Genomic DNA, 15,210 nt, shown 5'->3' on the forward strand with positions numbered 1-15,210 from the left:
AAAAAATACACAACACACCCTTAAATACACAGAAAAGAGTTAAAATGAAAACATTAATCAAATTGGCTGCGGCTTCTTTGATCGGCATGTCCGGTTTGACAGTTGGCGCAACCAAAATCGCAAAAAATATGGCAGAAGCTGCCAATAAATAAACGCAAGTGAAATTAAGCTTGTTTTGGTGATAAAAAAGGCCGTCTGAACATTCAGACGGCCTTTGTATTTGATGGCAAACCGTTTTATTTGCCGATACAGAAGCGCGAGAAAATCACGCCCAGCAAATCGTCGGCGGTAAATTCGCCTGTGATTTCGCTGCACGCGTTTTGGGCGAGGCGCAGGTGTTCGGCGAAAAGCTCGATTTGGTTGTTGTCGCAGAGGGCGGCGTTTTCCAGCTCGGCTTCGGCTTCGTGCAGGGCGTTGAGGTGGCGGCTGCGGGCGAGGAACAGGCTTTCGCTTTCGCCCTGCCAGCCGACTTCCTGCAACAGCGCGTGTTTGAGTAAGTCAAGACCCGCGCCGGTTTTGGCGGACAGGCTGATGACACTTTCCGCGCCGGTTTGCGCGAGGCCGTCTGAACGGACGGCGACAGGTTCGCCGGTCAGGTCGGCTTTGTTGTGGATTTCGATTTTTTTCAAACCTTCGGGCAGGCTGTTCAAAATGGCTTGGGTTTTGGCGTTCAAGCCTTCGCGCGGGTCAATCAGAATCAGGGCGACATCGGCTTCGGAGACGGCTTTGCGGCTGCGCTCGATGCCGATTTGTTCGACCACGTCGTCGGTTTCGCGCAGACCGGCGGTGTCGATGATGTGGACGGGCACGCCGTCGAGGGTGATTTGTTCGCGCACGGTGTCGCGGGTGGTGCCGGCGATGTCGGTTACGATGGCGATGTCGTCGCCAGCCAAGGCGTTGAGCAGGCTGGATTTGCCGACGTTGGGCGCGCCGACGAGGACGACGTTCATGCCTTCGCGCAAAATCGCGCCTTGTTCCGCACTGGCAAGCACGGTTTCCAGACGGCCTTGCAGGGCTTGGAGCTTGCCGCGCGCGTCGGCGGCTTCGAGAAAGTCGATGTCTTCTTCGGGGAAGTCCAGCGTGGCTTCGACCAGCATCCGCAAAGTAATAAGGTCGTCTACCAGCTCGTGTATGTGTCGGGAAAATGCGCCTTTGAGCGAACGCAACGCCATACGTGCGGCAGACTTGCTGGAGGCGTCGATGAGGTCGGCGACGCTTTCGGCTTGTGCAAGGTCGAGTTTGTTGTTGAGGAAGGCGCGTTTGGTAAATTCGCCCGGCTCCGCCATGCGCGCACCCAGTTCGAGGCAGCGCGAGAGCAACATGTCCATCACGACGGGGCCACCGTGTCCCTGCAACTCAATCACGTCTTCGCCGGTAAAGCTGGCTGGCGCGGCGAAGTAGAGCAGGATGCCGTTGTCTATCGGCTGTCCGTCGCCGCCGAGAAAGTCGGTGTAAAGCGCGGTGCGCGGCTTGGGCGTTTTGCCGCCGCTGAGGGTTTGCGCCAAAGGCAGCAGGTTTTTGCCGGAAAGGCGGATCACGCCGACTCCACCGCGTCCGGGTGCGGTGGCGATGGCGGCGATGGTGGGTTGGGTTACGGACATGAGAACTCGCGTATAGGTAAATTTAATGTGCGTATTATAGCAAAAGGCCGTCTGAAACTTTGGGTTTTGGGGTTTCAGACGACCTTTTTAGCAGATTGGCAATGTGGGCGGACTACTTAAACGGTTCAGGTATTTTTAATTTCCAAATCATCCGGTAGTAAGTCGTGTACGGAACAGTTTAAAGCAGAAGACAGTTGATATAGTTTATCAACCGTTATGTTGACCTCCCCCCTTTCTATTCTACCCATATAGCTTCTGTCTATATCGGCAAGTAAGGCTAAGCTTTCTTGGTTGATATTGGACTGTTTGCGGATTTCTCGGATTTTTATACCTATCAAAACACTGATTTTACTCATGAGATTTGTCTTCACAAATCTCAAAATATCCAATTTTGACGCCTATTTATCCACGGATTATAATCCGTATTTTTGGAAAATACCTAATGTGGAGAATGTTAAATGACAAGTTATATTGAAAGCTCTTTAGGGCGAGGTGAACGTATTGTTTATAAAGCGCAAGTATCGTGGTTTTCCCAATTCTGGAGGATTTTTTTCGGTATCCTGCTGTTGATGTGGGTAATCGGTATCGTATTTATAGTGTTCGCGGTATTGAATGTAATGACAACCGAGCTTGCTTTAACTAACAAAAGGGTTATCGCTAAGTTTGGCTTTATCCGCCGGCAAACAATTGAGATAAATATCAACCGTATCGAAAGTATTTCGGTAAATCAAGGTTTTTGGGGCAGGATTTTCAATTATGGCTCCGTAGTGGTCAGAGGGACGGGCGGCAGTCATGCTCCGATTCCTTATATCGCACGACCAATGGAGTTCCGTCAACAATTCAATGATTTTATAGATAACGAAATTGGTGGTGGCTCGAAAAATCAAATTGAATTAAAACCGCCTGCCGTTTGAGGTGGGTGGAAACGGTGGTTTTTGTTTTATATAGCCCAATTACTTTATTTTCGATACGCAATACCTATTGCCGTCATTTCCGCGCAGGTGGGACTGACGAGGTTGGAAGCCTTGAAATATCGGAAGTTAGTTATGTTTGCTATAGCAAAATTGTAATTAAATATTTATTTCTATCAATCCGAATATGAAAAGGCCGTCTGAAACTTTGGGTTTCAGACGGCCTTTAAATTAAGATGATTAAACGGCGGCGACAGTAAAGCGTTCAAACAAATGCGCTTTGTTTTCCGCATCGTCGGCGATGGCGACTGCCAAATCGGCCACGCTGATGCCTGCCGGAATTTCACCGTCCATCAGCAAATCGTCTTTGCCCAAGCGGTATTTGCCGGTTTTGTCTTCGCTGAAACCGCCGTCCGCGCCCAGTCGTGCCGGAGGGGAAACGAAAGACCAGTTCACATCGCGGCGCGGCAGGAGTTCTGCCAAGAGATGGCGTGCGGCATTGGCGCCGTCGAAAATTTCTTTCGGGAAGTCGGGCGTATCGATAACTTGCAAACCGGGTGCCACATACAGGCTGCCCGCGCCGCCGACGAGCAATAAATAAGGCACTTGCGCTGCTTTTGCTGCTTCGACAATGCTGTTTGCGCCGTGTGTGAAATCCGCGCCGATGTTGGGATTGGTCCAGCCCGGGTTGAACGCGCTGACTACGGCATCAAAACCGGCCAGTTTGTCGGCAAAATCGGCTGCATTGACATCTGCGGAGACTGCGGCAACATTTTGCGCTTGGAACACTTTGTCTGTGTTGCGGGCGAAAGCGGTTACTTTATGACCGCGGCCTGCTAATTCTTGAACGACTGCGTTGCCGACATAACCTGTTGCACCGATAACTGCGATTTTCATATTTAACTCCTTGTGGGGATGTGATTGATTAGATGAGTGCATTGTAAGGCCGTCTGAAATGCTTGATAATCCCTGATTTACTGTTATTATTGTGAAGTTAAACTAAACAATTATTTCTAAATGCAAGACATCAAACCCCTGCTTGTTTTCGCTACTGTCCTCGAACATGGCAGCATGAATGCCGCCGCTGCCGCGCTGGGCATGACCCCGTCTGCTGTCAGCCAGCACATCAATCGCCTCGAAACCCTGCACGGCATCAAGCTGTTAAACCGCAGCACGCGCAGCCTTGCGCCTACCGATGCCGGCCGCGCCTTGGGCGAATACTGCCGCCGTCTCGCCGCCACCCTTGCCGATACGCGTACCGTTATCGACAATCTGAAAACCGAACCTGTCGGCGAATTGCGCATTTCCCTGACTTCTACGGTCATCGAATCCCGCGCTTTTCAGACGGCCTTTTCACGATTGCAAACCGAGTTTCCCAAAATCCGCCCCGTCCTTAATTTCAGCTATACTTTGGACGACCTGCAACACAATCAGACCGACATCGCCATACGCGGCGGCGACCGCGCTTTGGACGATCCCAATTTGGTCGCGCGCCATCTCGTGACTTGGCCGTACATCATTTGCGCCGCGCCGGATTATCTTGACCGGCATCCGCCCATTACCCATCCCTCTCAGCTTCATGCACACCGCTGGCTGCATCTTTTACCTGTCCGCACGACCTTGCAAAATGGTGAAGAAAGCTATTTCCTCGACATCGCCGACAGCATTGCCTGTACGCATCTTGCCGCCGTGTGTAACCTGACCGAAAGCGGATTTGGTTTGTCTTTGCAGGTGGGCGGCGAAGTGAGGGAGAAAATTGCACAAGGCCGTCTGAAAGCGGTTTTGCCTGAATGGACATTGCCGCCGGTCAGCCTTTATTTGGTAACGCCTTATCGTGTGCAGTCTGCCAAAACCGAGGTTGCCGTGCGCATTTTTACCGAGAGTTTTGCCAAGGAAGGGGATTTATGAACGCGGAAAATTGGAGCGTTTACCTGATTTTGTGCGAAAACGGCGCGTTTTATTGCGGCATCAGCAACCATCCGCAAGAGCGGTTTACGGCGCACTTGTCAGGAAAAGGCGCGAAATACACGCGTTTGAACAAGCCTGTCGAGATGCGCATCGTTTCAGACGGCCTGAACAAGAGTGAAGCGCTAAAACAGGAAATCGGCATTAAGAAATTGACGGCAGAGCAGAAGCGGGGATTGTGGACTGAAGCTGAAACCTTGGCAAAAGGCTAATGGCATTGGATTAAATTGTAGTCGGAATATGAAAAACTCTATAAACAAGTAAGCCTGCCGGTGTCTTTTGCATGGCCAAGCGGCAAATGTTTATTAACATGATTCAAAAAGGCCGTCTGAAACCTGATTGGGATTCAAACGGCCTGTTTGGATGGGGATGGCTTTTAGGTTGACGCTACTTATGGAGAAGTCGGTAAAAAGTTGAATTCTAAAAGAAACTTTGAAAATAAAATGAGTAACTGCTTGAACAATAAAATGAAAGTTATCGCATTTCATGACAAATGGGGTGAATTTCTATCCGAGTGGAGAGGTGGTGTCAATATGTTTTTCAGTTTTTGAGACAAAATCTGATTTATACCAATATTTATTATAGTGTAGGTCAAAAGTATTAGTTTCTATGCTAGAATTTTTAAGCTGTTTATATAAAACAGTGATTTAAATAAAATTAAGGAAAGACAGAACATGAACAAATTACTGATTGCCGTAATGATGATGGCTGGTTTGACAGCTTGTTCCCAAGAGGCTAAACAGGAGACACAAGAGACTGCTCAAGCCGTTGCATCTGAAGTGAAAAACGAAGCCGCTTCTGCTGCCGATGCGACTGCATCTGCCGCTCAAGAAGCTGCCGATAAGGTTGAAGCCGCCGCCAGCAAAGCAGAGGAAGCCGCCAAACCTGAAGAAGCCGCCAAGCCTGAAGAGAAAGCCGAAGCGCCTGCCGCTGAAGCCAAGCCTGCCGAATCCGCCAAAGTGGACGGCAAAGCTGTTTTTGAAGCGAACTGTAAAGCATGCCACAGCGGCTTGATTCCCGGCGCTCCGGCCGTAGGCAAAAAAGAAGACTGGGCGCCTCGCATTAAACAAGGTAAAGACACTCTGCACAAACACGCAATCGAAGGCTTCCAAGCCATGCCTGCCAAAGGCGGCAACGGCAGCTTGAGCGACGATGAAGTGAAAGCCGCAGTTGACTACATGGCCAACGAATCCGGCGCTAAATTCTAAACCGCACCGATTGAAACGCACCTTGTCACAAGGTGCGTTTTTTATGGGCAGACGGATGAAAGTTGAAATAGGGCCGATAAACAGGCAAAGGCCGTCTGAAACATTTTATTTTGAAGCACAATCGGCTAAAATCAGGCGAATTATTTTATGCAGGAGCAAACCATGAGCAATCAACACGACAACGTAGATGCCGGCGAAATCGCCAAGTTCAGCCAAATCGCCGACAAATGGTGGGATAAAAACGGCGAATTCAAGCCCCTGCATGACATCAACCCCTTGCGCCTAAACTATATCGACGGCTATACCGGATTGGCAGGCAAATGTGTGTTAGATGTAGGCTGCGGTGGCGGTATTTTGTCGGAAAGCATGGCCAAACGCGGTGCAGAACACGTGACCGGCATCGATATGGCGGAAAAATCCCTGCAAACCGCCGCTGCCCATGCGGCCAGCCAACACGTTGCCAATATCGATTACCGCTGCATCCGCGTTGAAGACCTCGCCGCCGAGCAGCCGCATAGCTTTGACGTGGTAACGTGTATGGAAATGATGGAACACGTTCCTGATCCGTCTGCCATCGTTCAAGCCTGTGCGAAACTGGTCAAACCTGACGGCATGGTGTTTTTCTCCACCATCAACCGCAATCCCAAATCTTATCTGCATCTGATTGTCGGCGCGGAATATCTGTTGAAATTCGTCCCCAAAGGCACGCACGACTGGAAAAAATTCATTACGCCGGCAGAACTTGCGCGTATGTGCCGCCAAGCCGGATTGGATACCGTCGGCAGCAAGGGCATGACCTACAATTTGTTGAGCGGTCGTTATTCCCTGTGCGACTCGACCGAGGTTAACTATATGGTGGCCTGCCGTCCGGCGTAAAGTTCAACTGATAAAACACACGGGCTTGCCCGATATTTGAAACGGTATGTCGAAAGCAGCTTGATACAAATATCGGTAAGGTAAATCAGGCCGTCTGAAAAGAAAAAAGGCATGTTCGATACATGCCTTTTTTGTCTGTGCAGTGCAGCTGTCGCCCTTATTCCGTCCAAGACGAATACGGATGTTTGCTCAAATACGCATTGGTGAATTTACCGTCTGACGTGATTTCCTTGCCCAGCCAAGACGGTTTGGGAAACTCGGTATCTTCAGACGGCAATTCGATTTCCGCCACAATCAATGGCGCATTGTCGCCGAAATATTCGTCGATTTCATACACAAAACCTTCAAATTCGACCCGATAGCGGTATTTTTCCATTTTAAACGGGCACATATCCGCCATCATCACTTGCGCGTGAGCCAGCGGAATTTCGTATTCAAACTCGCTGCGCGTCATGTCGGAAATATAGCCTTTCAGGGTCAGCCATGCTTGCGAACCGATAATCCGCACGCGGATGGTGCGCTCTTTTTCCACGCTCAAATAGCCCTGTTGCAACACCAGCGGCTCGCTTGCCGCTTTGCGCCAACTGTCATCTGCCAGTAAAAAGCGGCGTTCGATTTCGACCGTCATGAATTCTTTCCTTATTTACCAAACAGGCCGTCTGAAGATCAAAACGGCTTGAAAACCACCATATAAAGCGCGGCCACCATCATCAATACGGGGAGTTCGTTGAATACCCGATACCAGCGGTGCGAATACACATTGCTGCCGTTTTGAAAACGGCGCAGCAGCAGGCCGCAATAAAGCTGGTAAGCCAAGAGCAGCAGGCCGCACAATAATTTAACCGCCAGCCAGCCGTTGCCCCACCAATTATTTACAAACCCGATGGCCGCGCCAAATATCAGCGTTCCCCAGCCCAAAGGCGACATAAAGCGGTACAGCCTGCGCGACATATCCGTCAGCCGTACATATTCCACGCTACCAGGCTCTAATTGCGCCAGATTCACATAAATCCGTGGCAGATAAAACAGTCCGGCAAACCAAGAAATCACAAAAAATATGTGTAACAGCTTAAACCACAAATACATTTCAGACGGCCCCAAAACCTAAAACCATTATTTTATCCGCAATACGGCCCGAGCCAAAACAAAATAGTCAAAACAATCCGATTTAGTGCGCCGCAACAATGTGTTGCAGGCGCGATTTTACCCAAAAACCAAATTGTAAATTTCGCAACAATATGCAAGTTAATATATGCACAATGCAAAAAACTTGTTAAAATCCTATGCTATTTAATTATAAAAACATTATGGACGGAAAACATGAAACAATTTGAAATCAGCAACAGCGTCAGGAAAGAGCTTAGCAACTACCTGAATACGCACAATCTAAACCTCAAAGCCGCCATGGACAACGAAACAACCAATGGCGAAGTCGCGGCCATCGTTCACGCAGGATTGCCGGCGATGATTCGGAAAATCTATTCTTTGGAAAAAATGAAAACCTTTTTCTGGACGAAAAAAGATTTGATGATGGAATTTATCAATATGCGTTTGGCTGCCGGCGATAAAAAAGGCAAAAACTAATTTTAGCGATGGGCAGGGGGAGATAGGGGTTTGAAATGCGGACTTCTGTTTTTCTCGAAGTCTTGTTAGGGATAGGTGTACTCATTGTTCCTAATAAATTTTGACAACCGAAAGGTCGTCTGAAATTCAAATGATAGGGCATGGGAACATGCCCTGTTTTTATGGGCGGTTGGTCTGCATTGGGAAAATATTGAGCTTGGCAATCATTGCGGCGTTCCGCGCCGGGTAGTTTTATCGGTTGAATGGTTTTATTTGTTTTGCTGAACATATTGAATGGATTATAAAAAGGCCGTCTGAAATATTTCAGACGGCCTTTAGCGTTGAATCAGCAATTAAAACGGCGGATTTTCAAATCAAGCTGCGTTGTCGAAACCGCTGTGGCGGAGCAGGGCATCCAGGCTTGGTTCGCGGCCGCGGAAGGCTTTGAAGGATTCGGCTGCGTTGCGCGAACCGCCGACGGCCAGTATTTCTTTCCAGAAGCGGCGGCCTGTTTCGGCAACATCGTCGCTTTCTTCAAAAGCGGCGTAAGCGTCCGCGCTCAAAACTTCCGCCCATGCGTAGCTGTAATAGCCTGCGGAGTAGCCGCCGGCGAAGATGTGGCTGAAGCTCAAGGCAAAGCGGTTGTATGCCGGCGGTTGGGTTACGGCGACTTCTTGGCGCACTTTGTCCAAGATTTGCGGCCATTCTTTCAGACGGCCTTCATCTTCCTGATGGTAGATTTCCATGTCGAAGAGGGCAAATTCCATTTGACGGACGAGGAACATACCGCGTTGGAAGTTTTTAGCCGCGTGCATTTTGTCGAACAGCTCTTTCGGCAATACCGCGCCGGTTTCTTCGTGCGAGGACATTTGCGCCAATACGTCGTATTCCCAAACGAAGTTTTCCATGAATTGGCTGGGCAGCTCGACCGCGTCCCATTCGACGCCGTTGATGCCGGATACGCCCACTTCGTCAACTTGGGTCAACAAGTGGTGCAGGCCGTGGCCGGTTTCATGGAAGAGGGTGATGATTTCGTCGTGGCTCAAACGCGCTTCTTTGTCGCCGACCGGCGGGGTGAAGTTGCAGACGAGGTAAGCAGTCGGCAGTTGCAGCGTACCGTCGGCGAAACGGCGGCGGCTTTTGTAGCCGTCCATCCATGCGCCGCCGCGTTTGCCTTCGCGTGCGTACAAGTCCATGTAAACGCCGCCGATGGTTTGGCCGTCTTGTTTCAGCTCGAAATAGCGCACGTCTTTGTGCCAAACGGGGACGGTTTTTTCAGCCAGCTCGATGCCGTAGAGTTTTTTGATTTGGGCAAACAGGCCTGCCAATACTTTGCTGATAGGGAAGTATTTTTTCACTTCGGTTTCGCTGAAGGCGTATTTGGCTTGACGCAGTTTTTCGGCGGCGTAGCTCAAATCCCAAGATTGCGGATCTTCGATATTCAGGCTCTCGCGTGCAAAGGCTTTGATTTCGGCAAAGTCTTTTTCGGCAAACGGTTTGGCGCGGCGGGCAAGGTCGTGCAGGAAGTTTAAAACCTGTTCGGGCGTGTCGGCCATTTTGGTTGCCAGCGACAGCTCGGCGTAGTTTTTGAAACCGAGCAGTTTGGCGGTTTTCAATGCGTTTTCGAGAGTGCGGTCGATGTTGGCCGTATTGTCGAATTTGCCGTCGTCAGACAATTCGCTGGCGCGGGTAACGTAGGCACGGTAGATTTGTTCGCGCAGTTCGCGGTTGTCGGCGTATTGGATGACGGCGAGGTAGTGCGGAATTTGCAGGCCGATTTTGTAGCCTGTTTTACCTTCGCTTTGCGCGGCGGCGGCAAACATGGCGAGGGAGTCTTCGGGAATGCCGGCAAGCGGCGCGGCATCGTCAAAGTGAATGCCGAAAGCGTCGGTTGCGTCTTGGATGTTTTGTGCGAATTTGGCACCCAGTTGCGCGCCTTCGGTTTGCAGTTGCGCCAGTTCTGCCTGCTGTTCGGGCGGCAATTCGGCACCGCTGAGGACGAAATCGCGCAAGTCGTGGTTGAGCTTGGTTTGCTGCGCCGGGGAGAGGGTGTCGAATTCGGCAGAGTTTTTGATGATTTTAAAGCGGTTGTACAACTCGATGTCTTGACCGATTTCGGTGAAGAAGATGGTGATTTCTGGCATCAATTCGTTGTATACGGCACGCAATTCGGGCGTGTCGACTACGGAGTTGAGATGGGAAACCACGCTCCAAATGCGGCCGACGCGTTCGGTAATGTCGGTCAGTTTTTCGACGGTGTTGGCCCAGTCGGTGTGCGTTTGCGCTTTGATGGCGGCGATTTGTTCGCGCGCTTCGGCAATGGCGGTTTGCAGGGCGGGTTTGATGTCTTCGGTTTTGATTTGGTCGAAACGGGGTTCTTCGCCCAAGTGGAGCAGGACGTTGTCGCTCATATGGTTTCTCCTGAATAAGATGGATTCAGACGGCCTTGTGGCCGTCTGAAAAGAAAACGATAGGCGTTATATGGTGGCAGACAGGCAGAATTAAAGTGTCCTGCCTTCCTGTCGGCCAATCTTATTCTGCGCCGCGCGGATTGGCGTGCAATGGCGCAGCCAGCTCGAGGCGCATGGTGGTGCCTTCTGGGGCATAAACCGCATTGGCAACATTGGTTTGCAGGGATTCGGCAAACGAGCCGCGATACACTTTTGCGCCTTGGTGGGTCAGGTTGGATTGCACGTCGACGTACACTTCTCCGCCGATTTGACGCCAGAGGTAGCAGAAGGTGTAGTCTTCAGACAGGTAGCGTTTGCTTTCGGGATCGACCATGCAGTCGAAGAAGCGGTAGTGCAGGCCTTTGTTTTCCGGGCTGTAGTCGCTGTCGGAGACGTAGTTCAACTCGGGGTAGGCCTCTATCATTTTTTCAAATACGCTGCGTTTGATAACCATGAAGCCGGTTGGCGCGTCATGGACTTTCATAAAACCGTCTTCATCGACTTTCAATACGATTTCACCGTTTTCATCTTTGTCGTTGGTGTTGACGGTGTAAGAAGTGTACATACGCTCAAAATCGGCTTGGGTCATGCCGGCCGGAAGGCCTGCTTTCGGCCAGTTTTCGCGTTTGAGCGGATAAACGCCGGCTACAACGTCTTTATCGGCCAAGAGCAGGCGGTAGAATGAGTCGGGAGAGAAGCCGATGTCGGAGTCAATCCAGAATAAATGCGTCCATTCTTTGTTTTCCAAAAATTTGGCCACGCAGTTGTTGCGCGCGCGCGTAATCAGGCTTTCGCCGCGCTGCATCATTACTTGCAGCGGCAGGCCGAGGGAGGCGTTGGTGTGGACGATGTTCAGAAGCGAGAGGGTGTAGTTGTGGAAATATTTGCCGTCATGGCTGGGGGTCATAATGACGGGATACATTTCGGCAAGGGCTGATTCGGGCAACATGACTTTTCCTTATTGTTGATTGTGAACTTCATTATTGTAAGGGATTTAATTGTATCAATAAACAAACCGTACTATTTTGTTTGGTTGATCAGTCGGTATTGCGTGCGCAAAAATTCGTCTAAGACGGCCTGTTGTATTTCCAGCCGTTTGGAAACGGGGGAGGCGAAGCGTACGATGATGTGGTACACCTTGTCATCATGCGGCACGCGGGACACGCGCGGCTGGGCGGCGGGGGTAATAAAGAGTTTTTGCGCTTGAACGTTTTCCAAATATTGTTGGATAACGGGAACATAGGCTGCGCACAAGGGCTCAAGAACGGCTTTCAGACGGCCTATGATTTCGTCCGAATCCAAATGAATCGGCACGGGGATTTCCACCGTATGAATCACATAATTGCCCAAAATATTGTCGCGGCGCACGGTGTGGCTCAGAAGCAGGCTGTTGGGAAACGAGAGCGTTTTGCCGGAAAGTTGGCCGATCAATGGATTAGGGCCGATTTGCATCATCAGCGTGTTCAGCATATTGATATCGACCACCCGTCCGCGCAGGCCGTTGATTTCGATGTAGTCTCCGATGGAGTATTGTTTGGTTACCGAGCGCAGGATGCTGCCGGACAAACACATAATCAGCTCTTTGGTTGCCACCACAATCGCCGCGGCCACTGCAAACATCGACAAGGCCAAAGTTTGAATCTGCGCCGCCCAAATCATCGCCAGCCCGAGCAGGATCAGCAACATGGTCACGTTGCGGCTGAACACCAGCGAGCGGCGTTTGTTTTCAATGCTCAAATCCGGATGGCTGCGAAAATGCGCCGAGAGCAAAATGCTGCGCCCGGCAATGACGGCCACAATCATCAATACCGACATCAATGCCGATTTAATGATTTCTTCACTGACAGGCAAAGCGTTCAGCCATTCATGCATGGTGTTCCACATAATCCTGTTTCCTTTCCCTTCTTAGGCCGTCTGAAAACCCACGCGTTCAAAAATTTCTGCCGCACACGCTTCCGATACCGCAAACAAAGTTGCCACGCTGCCCAAAGCCCGTTGCGTAGCCGCACTCAAATCATCACGGCACACTTCGCCCAGCCACTCAACCGGCCGCACCAGCGACATTTTTTCATCGTCCCATTGCGGACAATGTACCGCGCCGCCCGTAATCCTGCCGACCCGATAACGGCGCAAAGCAGGCGAGTAGGTCAGTACGGCATCTCCATCAGCCAATTCGTTGACAAACCGCCACACCTGAGCCGCGCCCGATTGCGCCGTTCTCAACTTCACATCCGGTACGGCCGAACGGTAAATATCGGTCAGCTCCTCACGGCCAAAACCCTTGGCCGCCGCTTCGGCCAGCATAGGCCAGGCCAATGCCGCAACACCGCGTTCAAAAAATACATCATAAAGCGCACCTTGCGTGCTGCGAACCATATAAAGTTTGGCTTGTTTTCCCATTACAGTACCTGTTTGTTTGAAGGATTCATCCCTTTGTTTCCATGTTACCTGTTACGGCTGAAAAATTCGATATTTTACATTGCCGGAAGGGTTTGAAGTTCTCGCTGAAAATAAATGAATTATAGATGAAAGGCCGTCTGAAAAATAAAATAGGCTTATATATCAACAGATGATATAGCGTAACAATATATTAATAACTGTAAAATTATTTACGTTTGCATCAAAAAAAGATAAGATGGAATAATCAATCGAGAAAGATTGCTATTCACTGAACATTAGGAGAGAAAAATGACCTGTAAAACCCACGAACATCATGACCACGTTCACAGCGCAAACTGCGGCCACACTGCCATCAAACACGAAGGCCACGTCGATTATCTGCACGACGGCCACCTGCACCATGAGCACAACGGCCACTACGACAAGCATGCTCTGAGCGTCAATGAAACCAACCCTGACGGCTGCCATCCGGTTGACACCTGCCACGGCCACGTTCACGGCGAAGGTTGCGGCCACGAAGCCGTACCGCACGGCGATCACGTTGACTACATCGTCAACGGCCGTCTGCATCACCAACATGGCGACCACTGCGACGACCACGGCCCGGTTGAAATCGTTAAATAAAACTGTTTTTCAGACGGCCTTTAATATGGAGCATCTGTAGGGAAAGGGGGGGTATTTTCACCCCCTTTTCATATATATTGTCGTACCCTACACTAAAACAGCCATTATTATGTTTGACATCATATTTGTATTGGTATTCGGCAGGCTCCAAGCCTCCGGAACACTGAATTTTCCCGATAGGCTTTATCCCATCTGGAAATGGGCGCTAGGCGCAGGCATGCTTTATGCCACGATAGGGACAATGCTGGGATACGCTTTCTCCGGTTCCTTCTCCCTAGTCAGCTTTTTGCTGATTATTGCCTTGTCATCAACCTGGTTCTCTCTGTATTTCAAACTGTTGCGGCTTACCGCCTCAAAAACTGTACTGAACCAATGTATTTACTGGGTGCTGGGTATTGTTTCGGCATTGTCGTTCCCCTTTATTGTGGGCTACTTTTCCCTATTGGCCAAAGGCTTTGTACAATAAACTTTTCAGATAATCTCCCTATACAATAAGGTCGTCTGAAAGCCTGAATCTTTATCTGATTTATGTTTTTAAAGCGCTTTTTAAATTAAAGGCCGTCTGAACGTATAGTTTCAGATGGCCTTTAGTTTTACCAATTCACGCGGACGGCCCTGCTGCCGAGCAATGTTTCCAGTTCGTCAAACAAGGCGGTGCTTGGCGTTACCATCCATTTTGGCGCAATTTTCAATTTGCCTGATGCTTTGCCGTTGCTGTACGACAGTTGCAGCGGAATGTGCGACGTGTCGGGCAGGCGGTGGGCGGTGAGGATGGCGGCGAGGCGTGCGATATCGTGGCCGGGGGCGAGGACGAGGCTGAGGCTGCGGGCGTAGCGTTCGCGCGCCATTTGCAGGGTCATGACTTGGTTTGCCATAATGCGCAGACCGTCGCCGCCGCCGTAGTCGTTGCGGCTGACTTTGGATTCGATAATCAGCACTTGGTCGGATTTGAGGTAGTCGGCGCAGTTTTCCAGCGTGTGGCCGCTGACCATGATTTCCACCAGACCGCTCAAATCTTCAAGGCTGACGAAGGCGATTTTGCCGCGTTTGCCCATCATGGTGCGCACAGCGGTAACGAATCCGGCGAGGCGTACGCTGTCTTGCGGTTTCAGACGGCCCAATTTGGTCGGGGCGATTTGGCGGACTTCTTGGGCATACGGGCCGAACGGGTGGCCGGACAGGTAAAAGCCGATGACGGTTTTTTCTTCGGCGAGTTTTTCCGATTCGCTCCACATGGGCGCGTCGATGAGCTGCACCGGTTCAATGGCGTCTTCCATCATGTCGAAAAGTCCGCCCTGATTGACGTTGGCGGCTTTTTGGTCGGCGTTGCTCATGGCAAGGTCGATGTTCGCCAAGAGCATGGCGCGGTTGGGCTCGATGCTGTCGAACGCGCCGCCGCGTATTAGGGCTTCGAGGGTGCGGCGGTTCATGTGTTCTTTGCCGACGCGCTCGCAGAAGTCCAAGAGGCCGGTAAACTTGCCGCCACTTTGCCGCGCGGCGATGATGGATTCGACGGCGGCTTCGCCCGTGCCTTTAATCGCGCCGAGTGCGTAGCGGATTTTCATGTTCGGATACGGCGTGAAGCGGTAGTCGGATTCGTTGATGTCGGGCG

At 50.7% G+C, this 15,210-nt stretch carries 18 protein-coding genes; 8 read left to right on the forward strand and 10 right to left on the reverse strand.

Annotated features, from left to right (window positions below):
• Positions 1-236 precede the first annotated feature (236 nt).
• Both mnmE and ACTHUM_RS06260 read right to left on the reverse strand, forming a co-directional pair.
• Positions 237-1,601, reverse strand: a complete 1,365-nt coding sequence (gene mnmE / locus ACTHUM_RS06255; protein ID WP_107792232.1) for a tRNA uridine-5-carboxymethylaminomethyl(34) synthesis GTPase MnmE — start codon at positions 1,599-1,601, stop codon at positions 237-239.
• Positions 1,602-1,726: 125 nt separating this feature from the next.
• Entirely contained in the window at positions 1,727-1,957 is a 231-nt protein-coding gene (locus ACTHUM_RS06260; RefSeq protein WP_049344313.1) for a helix-turn-helix domain-containing protein, read from the reverse strand.
• A 102-nt stretch (positions 1,958-2,059) separates the two neighbouring features.
• Between ACTHUM_RS06260 and ACTHUM_RS06265 the strand changes: the two genes are divergently transcribed.
• Complete coding sequence (locus ACTHUM_RS06265) at positions 2,060-2,515, forward strand: PH domain-containing protein (RefSeq protein ID WP_107769106.1); 456 nt, start codon at positions 2,060-2,062, stop codon at positions 2,513-2,515.
• A 237-nt stretch (positions 2,516-2,752) separates the two neighbouring features.
• On the opposite strand, the gene ACTHUM_RS06270 is transcribed toward ACTHUM_RS06265, so the two are convergent.
• Positions 2,753-3,409: an NAD(P)-dependent oxidoreductase gene (locus ACTHUM_RS06270; RefSeq protein WP_107769107.1), complete on the reverse strand. Its 657-nt coding sequence runs from the start codon at positions 3,407-3,409 to the stop codon at positions 2,753-2,755.
• A 120-nt stretch (positions 3,410-3,529) separates the two neighbouring features.
• Here ACTHUM_RS06270 and ACTHUM_RS06275 point away from each other — a divergent pair, with 120 nt between their 5' ends.
• From ACTHUM_RS06275 to ubiG, 4 genes are all read left to right on the forward strand, one after another.
• Positions 3,530-4,420 (forward strand): LysR family transcriptional regulator, encoded by an 891-nt coding sequence (locus ACTHUM_RS06275; RefSeq protein ID WP_107769108.1) that lies wholly within the window; start codon positions 3,530-3,532, stop codon positions 4,418-4,420.
• Positions 4,417-4,689 (forward strand): GIY-YIG nuclease family protein, encoded by a 273-nt coding sequence (locus tag ACTHUM_RS06280; protein WP_440361211.1) that lies wholly within the window; start codon positions 4,417-4,419, stop codon positions 4,687-4,689. Before ACTHUM_RS06275 ends, ACTHUM_RS06280 begins: the two co-directional genes overlap by 4 nt.
• A gap of 462 nt (positions 4,690-5,151) precedes the next feature.
• The gene (locus tag ACTHUM_RS06285) at positions 5,152-5,685 is read left to right on the forward strand and encodes a c-type cytochrome (RefSeq protein WP_049336936.1); all 534 of its coding nucleotides are present in this window, start codon (positions 5,152-5,154) and stop codon (positions 5,683-5,685) included.
• A gap of 162 nt (positions 5,686-5,847) precedes the next feature.
• Complete coding sequence (gene ubiG, locus ACTHUM_RS06290; RefSeq protein ID WP_191620595.1) at positions 5,848-6,561, forward strand: bifunctional 2-polyprenyl-6-hydroxyphenol methylase/3-demethylubiquinol 3-O-methyltransferase UbiG; 714 nt, start codon at positions 5,848-5,850, stop codon at positions 6,559-6,561.
• Between the two features lie 157 nt (positions 6,562-6,718).
• Here the strand turns inward: ubiG and ACTHUM_RS06295 are convergent, their stop codons facing one another.
• Entirely contained in the window at positions 6,719-7,189 is a 471-nt protein-coding gene (locus ACTHUM_RS06295; protein WP_049336938.1) for a CYTH domain-containing protein, read from the reverse strand.
• Positions 7,190-7,227: 38 nt separating this feature from the next.
• The gene (locus tag ACTHUM_RS06300; RefSeq protein ID WP_004520906.1) at positions 7,228-7,647 is read right to left on the reverse strand and encodes a CopD family protein; all 420 of its coding nucleotides are present in this window, start codon (positions 7,645-7,647) and stop codon (positions 7,228-7,230) included.
• Positions 7,648-7,881: 234 nt separating this feature from the next.
• Between ACTHUM_RS06300 and ACTHUM_RS06305 the strand changes: the two genes are divergently transcribed.
• Positions 7,882-8,145 (forward strand): hypothetical protein, encoded by a 264-nt coding sequence (locus tag ACTHUM_RS06305; RefSeq protein WP_004520905.1) that lies wholly within the window; start codon positions 7,882-7,884, stop codon positions 8,143-8,145.
• Between the two features lie 353 nt (positions 8,146-8,498).
• Here ACTHUM_RS06305 and ACTHUM_RS06310 read toward each other — a convergent pair whose 3' ends face one another.
• The 4 genes from ACTHUM_RS06310 to ACTHUM_RS06325 all read right to left on the reverse strand — a co-directional run bounded on the left by ACTHUM_RS06310 (position 8,499) and on the right by ACTHUM_RS06325 (position 12,974).
• Positions 8,499-10,535 (reverse strand): M3 family metallopeptidase, encoded by a 2,037-nt coding sequence (locus tag ACTHUM_RS06310; protein WP_049336939.1) that lies wholly within the window; start codon positions 10,533-10,535, stop codon positions 8,499-8,501.
• Between the two features lie 121 nt (positions 10,536-10,656).
• The gene (locus tag ACTHUM_RS06315) at positions 10,657-11,523 is read right to left on the reverse strand and encodes a hypothetical protein (protein ID WP_004520901.1); all 867 of its coding nucleotides are present in this window, start codon (positions 11,521-11,523) and stop codon (positions 10,657-10,659) included.
• Between the two features lie 71 nt (positions 11,524-11,594).
• Positions 11,595-12,458 carry a mechanosensitive ion channel family protein gene (locus tag ACTHUM_RS06320; protein ID WP_004520900.1) on the reverse strand — a complete coding sequence of 288 codons (864 nt, stop codon included), beginning with the start codon at positions 12,456-12,458 and terminating at the stop codon, positions 11,595-11,597.
• A 21-nt stretch (positions 12,459-12,479) separates the two neighbouring features.
• Positions 12,480-12,974 carry a restriction endonuclease gene (locus ACTHUM_RS06325; RefSeq protein WP_004520899.1) on the reverse strand — a complete coding sequence of 165 codons (495 nt, stop codon included), beginning with the start codon at positions 12,972-12,974 and terminating at the stop codon, positions 12,480-12,482.
• A 288-nt stretch (positions 12,975-13,262) separates the two neighbouring features.
• On the opposite strand from ACTHUM_RS06325, the gene ACTHUM_RS06330 reads away from it, so the two are divergent.
• Positions 13,263-13,598, forward strand: a complete 336-nt coding sequence (locus tag ACTHUM_RS06330) for a hypothetical protein (RefSeq protein WP_440361210.1) — start codon at positions 13,263-13,265, stop codon at positions 13,596-13,598.
• A gap of 109 nt (positions 13,599-13,707) precedes the next feature.
• The gene (locus ACTHUM_RS06335) at positions 13,708-14,064 is read left to right on the forward strand and encodes a hypothetical protein (RefSeq protein WP_004520896.1); all 357 of its coding nucleotides are present in this window, start codon (positions 13,708-13,710) and stop codon (positions 14,062-14,064) included.
• A 127-nt stretch (positions 14,065-14,191) separates the two neighbouring features.
• On the opposite strand, the gene ACTHUM_RS06340 is transcribed toward ACTHUM_RS06335, so the two are convergent.
• A partial coding sequence (locus ACTHUM_RS06340; protein ID WP_440402801.1) for a helix-hairpin-helix domain-containing protein occupies positions 14,192-15,210 on the reverse strand: 1,019 nt, incomplete at its 5' end.

This window comes from Neisseria sp. P0021.S006, assembly GCF_051956895.1.